Here is an 11,213-nt window from a genome sequence, read left to right as displayed (position 1 = left end):
CCCCAGGGGTCAGGACACCACCGTCTCGCAGACCAGCCGCCGGTCGGGGCCGAGCGTCCGCGGCGGGCCGGTCAGGGTCAGGCGTGCCGAGTGCAGTGTCTCCGCGCTGGACGTGCCCAACCGTAGTTCCAGCACGCCGGGTTCGACCACCTTCGCGTGCGAGCGGTCCGTGAAGGCCGACAGGTCCGCGTGGAAGCGGAAGGTCACCTGCCGGGCCTCGCCGGGTGCCAGCTCCAGCCGCTGGTAGCCGATCAGCCGGACGTCCGGACGGGTCACCGAGGCCACCGGATCGTGCAGGTACAGCTGCACGACCTCCGCGCCCGCGCGGTCGCCGGTGTTGCGGACGGTCACGCTCATCTCGTACGAGCCGTCCGTGCCGATCTCCGTGTCCGCCGCGTCGGACTCCCAGGCGAAGCGGGTGTACGAGCGTCCGTGGCCGAACGCGTACAGCGGGGTCGGGTCCAGGTTGCTGACCTCGCCCGCGAGGCCCAGCGGCGGCTGGAGATACGTCCACGGCTGCCCGCCCGGTGCCCGCGGGACGCTCACCGGGAGGCGTCCGGAGGGGTTCACCCGGCCCGAGAGCACTCCGGCGACCGCCGGGCCGCCCTCCTCGCCGGGGAAGAAGGCCTGGACGACCGCGCCCAGGCGGCCGTGCCAGCGGCCGAGCGCGTAGGGGCGGCCGGTGAGCAGGACCAGCACGACCGGGACGCCCGTCGCCACCAGCGCGTCCAGCAACTCGCCCTGCACGCCCGGCAGTCGCAGGTCGCTCACGTCGCAGCCCTCGCCCGAGGTGCCGCGGCCGAACAGGCCCGCCCGGTCGCCCAGCACGGCGAGGCAGACATCCGCCTCGGACGCCCGCGCGACCGCTTCCTCGAAGCCCGCGAGATCGGGGTCGGAGACCCCGCAGCCCTCGGCGAACGTCACCTTCGCGTCGGGGAGTTCGGTGCGCAGCGCCTCCAGGACGGTCGGGATGCCGATGCCCATCGGGACGTCGGGGTGGTGGGTGAGGACATGGGAGGGGAAGGAGTAGCAGCCCAGCATCGCCAGGGCGTCCGCGGCGCGGGGCCCCACGACCGCGATCCGGGTGTCCGGGGCCAGCGGCAGCAGCCCGTCCGGGTTGTCCAGCAGCACCACCGACTCCTCGGCCAGCCGCCGGGCCAGGGCGCGGTTGGCGGGGGAGTCGAGGTCGATGCGCTCGGCGGGTTCCGGGTCCCAGTCCTCGTCCAGCAGGCCCAGTTCGCACTTCTGGAGCAGGACGCGGCGAGCCGCCCGGTCCACCAGCTCCTCGGGGATCTCGCCCGCGCGGACGGCGTCCAGGAGCGGCTTGCCGTAGCACTTCAGGCTCGGCAGTTCCACGTCGATCCCGGCGGCGAGGGCCGCGTGCGCCGCCTCGGCGTCGGTGCCCGCCACGCGGTGCAGCGACCGCAGGAAGCCGATGCCGAAGTAGTCGGCCACGACCGTGCCGGTGAACCCCCACTGCTCGCGCAGGAGTTCGGTGAGCAGACCGGGGTCCGCCGAGGCGGGGACGCCGTCGGTCTCGGTGTACGCCGCCATCACACTGCGCGCCCCGCCCTCGCGCAGCGCCATCTCGAACGGCGGCAGCGTCACGTCGGCGAACTCGCGCACCCCCGCCCGCACCGGCGCGAGGTTGCGGGCGCCCGCCGAGGAGGCGTACCCGGCGAAGTGCTTGAGGGTGGCGATCACCCCGGCGGACTCCAGGCCCCGCACATAGGCGGTGCCGATGGTGCCGGTCAGATACGGGTCCTCGCCGATCGTCTCCTCGACCCGTCCCCAGCGCGGGTCGCGGACGACGTCCAGGACGGGTGCGAGGCCCTGGTGGACGCCGACCGAGCGCAGGTCCTCGCCGATCCGCCGGGCCATCTCCTCGACCAGCGGGGCGTCGAAGCTCGCTCCCCAGGCCAGCGGCACCGGGTAGGCGGTGGCCCGCCAGGTGGTGAACCCGGCCAGGCACTCCTCGTGGGCGACGGCGGGGATGCCGAAGCGTCCGGCGGCCGCGATCCGGCGCTGGGCGCGGGCCAGCGCCTGCGCGCCGAGCGCCGGGTCCACGGGGGCGGTGCCGAAGGAGCGGGTGAGCTGGCCGAGGCCGTGGGTGATCAGCTCGTCCCAGTCGTACTCGGCGGTCATCTCGCGTTGCAGCGGGGCGACCCCGTCGCCGTCCGTGGCGGCGCCCACCCACACGCCGTAGAGCTGGGCGGTCTTCTCCTGCAGAGTCATCCGGGAGAGCAGGTCGTCGACGCGGGCGGAGGCGGGCAGGGCGGGGTCGCGCCAGGGGGCGGTCGTCATGGAACTCCTGTCGGGGCGGATGCCTCTCGCGAATGTTTCGTTGTTCACCTCGAATGTTCCGGGAACCTAGGGGCGGCGGGAAGGGTTCGTCAAGAGGGGGCGCAGGGATACGATCGCCGCCATGACACCCTCCGAGCCCGCGGAAACGCGGACGACAGCCCGCGCGACAGGTCGGTCCGCGCAGAGCGCGACGCTCGCCGAGATCGCCCGGGAGGCCGGCGTCTCGGCGCCGACTGTTTCGAAGGTCCTCAACGGCAGAGCCGATGTCGCTCCCGCCACCCGCAGCCGGGTCGAGGAACTGCTGCGCGCCCACGGCTACCGGCGCCGGCGCGCCGAGGCGAGCCGATCGCCGCTGATCGACCTGGTCTTCCACGAGCTGGAGAGCGCCTGGGCGATGGAGGTCATCCGCGGGGTGGAGAACGTCGCCCGGGACGCCGGGCTGAGCGTGGTGCTCAGCGAGAGCGCGGGACGGCTCACGCCCGGGCGGACCTGGGCCGACCAGGTCGCCGCCCGGCGTCCGCACGGGGTGATCCTGGTGCTGTCCGGCCTCGACGACTCCCAGCGCGCGCTGCTCATGAGCCGTTCCATCCCGTTCGTGGTGATGGACCCGGCCGGCGACCCCGGCGCCGACGTGCCCTCCATCGGCGCCACCAACTGGCAGGGCGGGCTCGCCGCCACCCGGCATCTGGTCGAGCTCGGGCACACCCGGATCGGCGCCATCACCGGCCCCTCGCGGATGATGTGCAGCCGCGCCCGGCTCGACGGCTACCGGGCCGCACTGGAGACGGCCGGGCTGCCGGTCGACCCGGCGCTGATCCGGCCCGGCGACTTCCACCACGAGACCGGCTACCGCGAGGGCCTGAAGCTGCTGCGCGGACCGGACCGGCCGACCGCGGTCTTCGCCGGCAACGACCTCCAGGCGCTCGGCCTGTACGAGGCCGCGCGCGAACTGGGGCTGCGCATCCCGGAGGACCTGAGCGTGGTGGGCTTCGACGATCTGCCGGTGGCGCGCTGGGTCGGGCCGCCGCTGACGACCGTACGGCAGCCGCTGACCGAGATGGCGGAGGCGGCCGCCCGGCTGGTGCTGGACCTGGCCAAGCAGGACGGTGATCCGGCGGCGACCCGGGTGGAGCTGGCCACGAGCCTGGTGGTGCGCAGCAGTACGGGAGCGCCGCCCGCCGATTAGCGGGAACGTATTGACGGGGTCCCGTACCGCCTCCACACTGCCCGAAGCCAGTCGGTTGTACGGCCGAAACTTTCGGAGGCACCCGCAATGAGATCGCTGAGAACGGGCTCCACCCTGGCTTCACTCCTCACGGGCGTCGCGATGCTCGGCGGCCTGCTGCTCGCGGCACCCGTCGCGCAGGCCGCCGATGCACCGCTGCGCGACCTCGCCGCCGCCAAGGGCAAGGTCATCGGCACCGCCGTCACCGGTTCCAAACTCACCGGCACCTACGGCGAGATCGCGGCCCGTGAGTTCAACGCGCTCACCCCCGGCAACGCCATGAAGTGGGAGTCGGTCGAGCCCGCGCGCGGCAGCTTCAACTGGGCCGAGGCCGACCGGATCGTCGCGTTCGCCGAGGCCAACGGCCAGGAGGTGCGCGGCCACACCCTGGTCTGGCACAGCCAGAACCCGGGCTGGCTGACCAACGGCACCTGGACGGCGGCCCAGTTGCGGCAGCTCATGACCGACCACATCGCCACCGAGGTGGGCCGGTACAAGGGGCGGCTCGCCACCTGGGACGTGGTGAACGAGCCGTTCAACGAGGACGGCACCTACCGGCAGACGCTCTGGTACAACGGCCTCGGTGCCGACTACATCGCCCAGGCGCTGACCGCGGCCCGCGCCGCCGACCCGAGCGCCAAGCTGTACATCAACGACTACAACGTCGAGGGCGTCAACGCGAAGTCCACGGCCCTGTACAACCTGGTCAAGTCGCTGAAGGAGCGCGGCGTCCCGATCGACGGCGTCGGACTCCAGGCCCACCTCATCCTCGGCCAGGTGCCGTCCACGCTCCAGCAGAACATCCAGCGCTTCGCCGACCTCGGCGTCGACGTGGCCATCACCGAGCTGGACATCCGGATCAACCTGCCCGCGGACAGCGCCGAGCTCGCCCAGCAAGCCACCGAGTACAAGCAGGTGGTCAGCGCCTGTGTGGCCGTGGCCCGCTGTGTCGGCGTCACCGTCTGGGGCTTCACCGACTCCGACTCCTGGATCCCGGACACCTTCCCCGGGCAGGGCGCGGCGACCCCGTACGACGAGAACTTCGCGCCGAAACCGGCGTACCACGCCATCGCTGAGGCCCTCGGCGGTACGACGACACCGCCGACGGGCGCCTGCAAGGCCACGTACAGCGTCGTCAGCCAGTGGAACTCCGGGTTCACCGGCCAGGTGCGCATCGCCTGCGACGGGGCCTCGCTGTCGTCCTGGAAGGCGACCTGGGCCTATGGCGCCGGGCAGCGGATCAGCCAGTCCTGGAACGCGACCTGCACCCAGTCGGGCGCCGCGGTCAGTTGCTCCAACGCCTCCTACAACGGGACCGTGCCGAACGGGGGTTCGGTGACCTTCGGGTTCAACGCGTCCTGGAGCGGGAGCAATCCGGTGCCGGTGGTGACCCTGGGCTGAGAAGTCTGAGAATTTCCGAAGAAAATGGTCCCCGGCACGCTCGTTGTCATAATTCGGACTTACGTTCCTGTCCGTGACCGGAGACGAGGCGAGCGGGGACGAGGGCAGCACAGTGGGCCGGCGGTCGAGAGCGCTCAAGGCCGCCGGCCTCACCCTCGCGGGCGTCGTGGTGCTGGCCGCCGCCGCTGCGGGGTGGGCGTACTGGCAGCTCAACGGCAACATCCACAGCGTCGACATCAACAGCGCGCTCGGCGACAACCGGCCGGCGAAGGCCACCCCGTCGGCCACGGCCGCCGCGGAGGAGCTGCCGACCGAGTCGCTGAACATCCTGGTCCTCGGCTCCGACTCGCGCAGCGGCGCGGAGAACCAGGCGCTCGGCGGCGGCGACAGCACCGGCGCCCGCTCCGACACGGCGATGGTGGTCCACCTCGACGCGGGACGCTCCGGGGCGACGGTGGTGAGCATCCCCCGGGACACCCTCGTCCCCCGCCCCGCCTGCCCGCTGGAGGACGGCGGCTCCACCCCGGCCGTCTCCGCGGCGATGTTCAACAGCGCCTACGCGGTGGGCGGGCCGGTGTGCGCGGTCAAGACGGTCGAGTCGATGACGGACGTCCGCATGGACCACTACATCGAGATCGACTTCGCGGGGTTCGCGAAGCTGGTGGACGCGCTCGGCGGGGTCACGGTCACCACCGAGGAGGACATCGACGACGAGGACAGCCACCTCACCCTGGAGGCGGGCACCCACCATCTCGACGGCGAGCAGGCCCTGGCCCTGGCCCGCACCCGGCACGGCATAGGCGACGGCAGCGATCTGGGGCGGATAGCCCTGCAGCAGCAGCTGGTGAAGGCGCTGCTGGCGCGGATCTCCGCGACCGAGCTGCTCACCGACCCCGCGAAGGTCTACCGGGTCGCCGACGCGGTGACCGGCAGCCTCACCACCGACACCGGACTGGACTCGCTGACCGAGCTGACCCGCCTCGGCCGGAGCCTGGAGGCGCTCTCGGCGGACGCGGTGCGGACGGTGACCCTGCCCGTCGTACCGGCGCCCCAGGACTCCAACCGGGTGGTGGCGCGGGAGCCGGAGGCGGGCGAGCTGTGGGAATCGCTGCGCTGAGAAATTTTTTTTCGGGGAGGTGTCGATCCGGGCGGTCGCCGTTCGACGCAGGGGTGAGAGGCCGGGAAGGACCGGCCGTCCGATCCGAGGAGCCACCATGCCCCGCTACCTGTCGCTCGTGCAGATCGACGAGAAGACCGCCCCCGCCGAGGGCCCCAGCGCCGACCTGATGCAGCGCATGGGGGAGCTGATCGAGGAGATGACGAAGGCCGGGGTGCTGCTCGACACGGCCGGACTGACGCCGACGGCCCAGGGCGTGCGGGTCCACTACGAGGGCGGCCGGACGTCCGTCACGGACGGACCCTTCACCGAGGCCAGGGAGGTCATCGGCGGGTACGCCCTGATGCAGTGCAAGGACCGGGCCGAGGCGATCGAGTGGACGACCCGCTTCCTGAAGGTCCACGAGCCGCACTGGACGGTCACCTGCGAGGTCCGCGAGATCGCCGAGGGCTGATCCCCCTTGGTCCCGGCCGCGCGGGGGTGTTGCATGGTGGGCTGTGACTTCACAGCCCACCGCGGACCCCCGCGGCGCCGTCGAGACCGTCTTCCGGATCGAGTCCCCGAGGATCGTCGCCGCCGTCGCCCGCGTCGTCCGCGACATCGGAATCGCCGAGGAGCTCGCGCAGGACGCCCTGGTCGCCGCGCTGGAGCAGTGGCCCCGGGACGGGGTGCCCGACAACCCGGGCGCCTGGCTCATGACCACCGCCCGGCGCCGCGCGGTCGACCTGGTCCGGCGCGGCGAGAACTACGCCCGCAAACTGGCCGAGATCGGCCGCACGCTGGACAGCACGGTCCTGCCCGTCGAGCCCGCGGGGCCGGACGACATCGACGACGACCTGCTCCGGCTGGTCTTCACCACCTGCCACCCGGTGCTGTCCACCGAAGCTCGCATCGCCCTCACCCTGCGTCTGCTCGGCGGCCTGACCACCGCCGAGATCGCCCGCGCCTTCCTGGTCCCCGAACCGACGGTCGCCCAGCGCATCGTCCGCGCCAAACGCACCCTCGCCACCAGGAACGTCGCCTTCGAAGTCCCCTACGGCGCCGACCGCGAGGCCCGCCTCGGCTCCGTCCTGGACGTCATCTACCTGATCTTCAACGAGGGGTACGCCGCCACCGCGGGCGACGACCTGCTGCGCCCGTCGCTGTGCGAGGACGCCCTGCGCCTGGCCCGCGTGCTCTCCGCCCTGATGCCGAAGGAGCCCGAAGTCCACGGCCTCACCGCCCTGCTGGAGTTCCAGGCGTCCCGGCTCGCCGCCCGCACCGGACCGGACGGCGAGCCGGTCCTCCTCAAGGACCAGAACCGCCGCCGCTGGAACCGCATGCTGATCGCCCGCGGCATCGAGGCCCTGGCCCGCACGGACACCGCCGGCACCCCGGGCCCGTACACCCTCCAGGCCGCCATCGCCGCCTGCCACGCCCACGCCTACCGCTACGAGGAGACCGACTGGAAGAGCATCGCCACCCTCTACGCCCTGCTCGCCGCCCGGGCCCCCTCCCCGGTCGTCGAACTCAACCGGGCCGTGGCGGTGTCGATGGCCGAGGGCCCGGCCGAGGCCCTGGAGATCGTCGACGCCCTCGGCGCCGGACCCGCCCTGCGCGACTACCACTTGCTGCCGAGCGTCCGCGGCGACCTGCTCCACCGCCTCGGCCGTACGGCGGAGGCGAGCGCGGAGTTCGCCCGCGCGGCCTCCCTGACGCGCAACGAGCGGGAGCGGGAGCTGCTGCTGCGCAGGGCGGCTCAGAGCGGGTGACCGACCAGCATGGTGGGCGCGCCCCGCACCCGGGTCAGGAACACCGTCGCCGCGTTCGGTCCCTGCGGCTTGACCTTCCGGCGCAACTCCTCCGGCTCGACGGCGGACCCCCGCTTCTTGACGGTGAGGACGCCGACCTCGCGCTGCCGTAGCAGGGCCTTCAGCTTCTTGACGTTGAAGGGGAGTCGATCGGTGATCTCGTAGGGCGTCGCGAAGGGCGTCGGGCGCAGGTCGTCGCCGGTGATGTAGGCGATGGTCGCGTCGATGAGCCCGCCGCCCACCGCCTCGGCGACCTCGGCGACCAGATGGGACCGGATGACGGCGCCGTCGGGCTCGTACAGGTACCGCCCGACGGGCCGGACGGCGGGGTCGGGCAGGCCCCGGCCGAGGAGGGTACGCGGGCCGGGGAGCAGGGTCGCGCGGACGGCGCCCGGCTCGGTGCCGAACCACAGCACCGCCTCCTTGACGTCCCCGCCGTCCGAGATCCACTCGGCCTCGGCGCCCTCCGGCACGGCCTCGTGCGGGATGCCGGGCGCGACCTTCAGGGCGGCGTGCGGGGCCCTGAGGGCCGCCTGGACGGCCCAGGACAGGGGAGGCGAGTACGCCTCGGGATCGAAGATGCGGCCCCGGCCGCCGCGCCGCGCCGGATCGACGAACACGGCGTCGTAACCGGCCGTGTCGACCTCCGTGACGTCCGCCTCGCGCACCTCCATGAGGCCGGCGAGCCCGAGCGCGTCGGCGTTGGCGCGGGCGACGGCCGCCGTCAGGGGGTCCCGGTCCACCGCCAGCACCCGGATCCCGGCCCGGGCCAGCGCGACCGCGTCCCCGCCGATCCCGCAGCACAGGTCCGCGACGGAGGTGACGCCGAGGTCCCGCAGGCGCCCGGCCCGGTACGCGGCCACACTCGCCCGCGTCGACTGCTCGACGCCGTTCGGCGTGAAGAACATCCGCCCCGCGTCCTCGGCGCCGAACTTGGCCTCCGCCCGCTGCCGCAGCCGCGCCTGGCCGAGCGCCGCCGACACCAGGCCGGCGGGGTGGTCCCGGCGCAGCCGGGTGGCGACCGCGAGTTCGTCGGCGGGGGCGGTGCCACGCACCGCGTCGAGGAGGGCGCGGCCCTCGGGGGTGAGGAGGGGAGCGAGGTCGTTCACCGGGTCATTGTGGGCCAGTCGGTGGACGGTGCGCCCGCGGCGGCGGTGTCGGCCGGGTGTCGGAGGGGGTGCCTGGGAGGATCCGACCCCATGCGAGTAGTAGGACAAAATGATAAGAAACGGTCCGTTCGAGGGGCCCGGATCCGCGGCGGAATCGCCGTGCTCGCCGTCGCCGCCATCGCCTCCGGCTGCACCCAGGGCGCCGCGTCCCGCCCGGCCCCCGGCCAGCAGCCCCTCCTGGCACCGCCCGCCCGCGCCCTGGACTCCTACGCCACCAAGCTGCGCGCCACCGCCGCGGCCCGGGCCGCCGCCGCGAAGCGCTGGGGCCTGGCCAAGGTCCCGCTGACAGCCCCCGCCCCGCCCGCGAAGAAGCCGAGGATCACCACCCGCAAGGGCTTCGAGGTCGACGGGCACACCGAACGCGACCTCCCGCCGGTCTTCACCACCGTCCCCACCGAGCAGAAGATCGTCTTCCTCACCATCGACGACGGCGCCGAGAAGGACCCGGCGTTCCTGCGGATGATGACCGAGCTGCGGATCCCGTACACCGCCTTCCTCAGCGACTACCTGGTCAAGGAGGACTACGCCTACTTCAAGCGGATGCGCGACCGAGGGGTCGGCCTGCACAACCACACCCTCCATCACCCCTTCATGCCCGGCCTGTCCTACGCCCGCCAGAAGCGCGAGATCTGCGGCATGCAGGACGTGATCGAGAAGCGCTACGGCACCCGGCCCGACCTCTTCCGGCCGCCCTTCGGCAACTACAACGCCGCCACCCTGCGCGCCGCCAAGGCGTGCGGCATCACGCACGTGCCCCTGTGGAACGAGGAGGTCTTCGTCGACCGCTGGGAGTACCGCGAGTGGGACCGGGACATCCACCCCGGCGACATCGTGCTCAGCCACTTCCGGGGCAAGGAGCACTGGAAGGGCACCATGCCCGACATGATCCGCCGGTTCCTCGACAGGATCACCGCCGAGGGGTACGCGGTGGCCCGTCTCGAGGACTACCTGTGAGGCCCCGGGGCCCGCTGGCCGGGGCGGTGGCGGCCGTCCTCCTGACGGGCTGCGCCCAGGCCGCGGGCCCCTCGGACCGGCCGGCCCCGGGGCCGCCCGGGGCCTTTGCGCCGCTGGTCGTGCGGCACGTCGCCACCGACGACCGGGTCGTCTTCCTCACCTACGACGACGGCGCCGAGCAGGACCCCCGCTTCGTCGACCTGGTCCGTGCGCGGCGGCTCCCGGTCGCCATGTTCCTCACGGACAGCGTGGTCGGCCCGGGCTACGGCCACTTCGCGCGGCTGCAGTCGGTGGGCGCGTCGATCCAGAACCACACCCTCGACCACCGGGCCCTGCGCGGCCTGCCGTACGCCGGACAGCGCGCCGAGATCTGCGGCCAGCAGGACAAGCTGCGCGCCCGCTTCGGCATCCGCCCCCGCCTCTTCCGCCCCCCGCACGGCACGTACGACACGACCACGCTCCGGGCGGCGGCCGGCTGCGGGATCTCGGCGGTGGTGCTGTGGCGGGCGGCGATGGGCGGCGACGGCCGGCTGACCTACACCGGGGGCCCCCACCGCCTGCGCCCCGGCGACATCGTCTCGCTGCCCTCGGACGACCCGACGGGGGTGCCGCTGGTGGAGCGGACACGGCGGCTGCTGGGGGAGATCCGGGAGCGGGGACTGAGGGTCGGCAGGCTCGAGAACTACCTGTGACGCGCCGCGCCGAGCCGTCGGCATTAGCAGTCCGCTTGACCGAGTGCTAATCACGGTCATAGGCTCAGGTCTGGCACTCCCCACTGGAGAGTGCCAACTACGCGACGGGCAGGTCCGGCACCCGCGACGACGGATCCACCTGGTCGCCACCTCAGACAGTTAACCCCGTGAGATCTCCGAAGGGGGAGGTCGGATCGTGACGACCACCAGCTCCAAGGTTGCCATCAAGCCGCTCGAGGACCGCATTGTGGTCCAGCCGCTCGACGCCGAGCAGACCACCGCCTCTGGCCTGGTCATCCCGGACACCGCCAAGGAGAAGCCCCAGGAGGGCGTCGTCCTTGCCGTGGGCCCGGGCCGCTTCGAGAACGGCGACCGTCTGCCGCTCGACGTCAAGACCGGCGACATCGTGCTGTACAGCAAGTACGGCGGCACCGAGGTGAAGTACAACGGCGAGGAGTACCTCGTCCTCTCGGCTCGCGACGTGCTCGCGATCATCGAGAAGTAACCACAACCTCAAAGTTTTTCGAGCTGCGCCCCTGGCCCCCGCGACCACATAAGAAG

The 11,213-nt window shown here is 72.7% G+C and carries 10 protein-coding genes; 8 read left to right on the top strand and 2 right to left on the bottom strand.

Annotated features, from left to right (window positions below; translation table 11 throughout):
* Positions 1 to 9 precede the first annotated feature (9 nt).
* Entirely contained in the window at positions 10 to 2,304 is a 2,295-nt protein-coding gene (locus ACFYW5_RS04265) for a glycoside hydrolase family 3 N-terminal domain-containing protein (protein ID WP_389415395.1), read from the bottom strand.
* 121 nt (positions 2,305 to 2,425) lie between these two features.
* Between ACFYW5_RS04265 and ACFYW5_RS04260 the strand changes: the two genes are divergently transcribed.
* The 5 genes from ACFYW5_RS04260 to ACFYW5_RS04240 all read left to right on the top strand — a co-directional run bounded on the left by ACFYW5_RS04260 (position 2,426) and on the right by ACFYW5_RS04240 (position 7,798).
* Positions 2,426 to 3,490 carry a LacI family DNA-binding transcriptional regulator gene (locus ACFYW5_RS04260; protein WP_389415394.1) on the top strand — a complete coding sequence of 355 codons (1,065 nt, stop codon included), beginning with the start codon at positions 2,426 to 2,428 and terminating at the stop codon, positions 3,488 to 3,490.
* An 87-nt stretch (positions 3,491 to 3,577) separates the two neighbouring features.
* A complete protein-coding gene (locus ACFYW5_RS04255) occupies positions 3,578 to 4,930 on the top strand; it encodes an endo-1,4-beta-xylanase (protein ID WP_389415393.1) in 1,353 nt (450 codons plus the stop codon).
* A gap of 73 nt (positions 4,931 to 5,003) precedes the next feature.
* Positions 5,004 to 6,047 (top strand): LCP family protein, encoded by a 1,044-nt coding sequence (locus ACFYW5_RS04250; protein WP_389415392.1) that lies wholly within the window; start codon positions 5,004 to 5,006, stop codon positions 6,045 to 6,047.
* A gap of 97 nt (positions 6,048 to 6,144) precedes the next feature.
* Positions 6,145 to 6,501 (top strand): YciI family protein, encoded by a 357-nt coding sequence (locus ACFYW5_RS04245; protein WP_389415391.1) that lies wholly within the window; start codon positions 6,145 to 6,147, stop codon positions 6,499 to 6,501.
* A gap of 43 nt (positions 6,502 to 6,544) precedes the next feature.
* On the top strand, positions 6,545 to 7,798 hold the full coding sequence (locus ACFYW5_RS04240; protein ID WP_389415390.1) for an RNA polymerase sigma factor: 1,254 nt from the start codon (positions 6,545 to 6,547) through the stop codon (positions 7,796 to 7,798).
* Here the strand turns inward: ACFYW5_RS04240 and ACFYW5_RS04235 are convergent.
* Positions 7,786 to 8,946 (bottom strand): methyltransferase domain-containing protein, encoded by a 1,161-nt coding sequence (locus tag ACFYW5_RS04235; protein ID WP_389415389.1) that lies wholly within the window; start codon positions 8,944 to 8,946, stop codon positions 7,786 to 7,788. The two genes, ACFYW5_RS04240 and ACFYW5_RS04235, sit on opposite strands and share 13 nt — an antisense overlap.
* Before the next feature lie 90 nt (positions 8,947 to 9,036).
* On the opposite strand from ACFYW5_RS04235, the gene ACFYW5_RS04230 reads away from it, so the two are divergent.
* The 3 genes from ACFYW5_RS04230 (at position 9,037) to groES (ending at position 11,157) form a co-directional block, all read left to right on the top strand.
* Positions 9,037 to 9,960 carry a polysaccharide deacetylase family protein gene (locus tag ACFYW5_RS04230; RefSeq protein WP_389415388.1) on the top strand — a complete coding sequence of 308 codons (924 nt, stop codon included), beginning with the start codon at positions 9,037 to 9,039 and terminating at the stop codon, positions 9,958 to 9,960.
* Positions 9,957 to 10,652, top strand: coding sequence for a polysaccharide deacetylase family protein (locus ACFYW5_RS04225; RefSeq protein ID WP_389415387.1), 696 nt, complete (start codon positions 9,957 to 9,959; stop codon positions 10,650 to 10,652). Before ACFYW5_RS04230 ends, ACFYW5_RS04225 begins: the two co-directional genes overlap by 4 nt.
* Before the next feature lie 196 nt (positions 10,653 to 10,848).
* The gene (groES, locus tag ACFYW5_RS04220; RefSeq protein ID WP_149511938.1) at positions 10,849 to 11,157 is read left to right on the top strand and encodes a co-chaperone GroES; all 309 of its coding nucleotides are present in this window, start codon (positions 10,849 to 10,851) and stop codon (positions 11,155 to 11,157) included.
* Positions 11,158 to 11,213: the final 56 nt, after the last annotated feature.

The organism is Streptomyces sp. NPDC002779 (assembly GCF_042888685.1).
GTDB lineage: Bacteria > Actinomycetota > Actinomycetes > Streptomycetales > Streptomycetaceae > Streptomyces.
The sequence above is the reverse complement of the archived record's forward strand: the minus strand, read 5'-3'. Positions and strand labels throughout refer to the sequence as shown.

What these genes read in the sequence shown, in the direction of transcription:
- ACFYW5_RS04245 (WP_389415391.1), top strand. Translation starts at nt 6,145, where the DNA reads ATGCCCCGCTACCTGTCGCTCGTGCAGATCGACGAGAAGACCGCCCCC.
- ACFYW5_RS04265 (WP_389415395.1), bottom strand. Translation starts at nt 2,304, where the DNA reads ATGACGACCGCCCCCTGGCGCGACCCCGCCCTGCCCGCCTCCGCCCGC.
- ACFYW5_RS04230 (WP_389415388.1), top strand. Translation starts at nt 9,037, where the DNA reads ATGCGAGTAGTAGGACAAAATGATAAGAAACGGTCCGTTCGAGGGGCC.
- ACFYW5_RS04255 (WP_389415393.1), top strand. Translation starts at nt 3,578, where the DNA reads ATGAGATCGCTGAGAACGGGCTCCACCCTGGCTTCACTCCTCACGGGC.
- ACFYW5_RS04260 (WP_389415394.1), top strand. Translation starts at nt 2,426, where the DNA reads ATGACACCCTCCGAGCCCGCGGAAACGCGGACGACAGCCCGCGCGACA.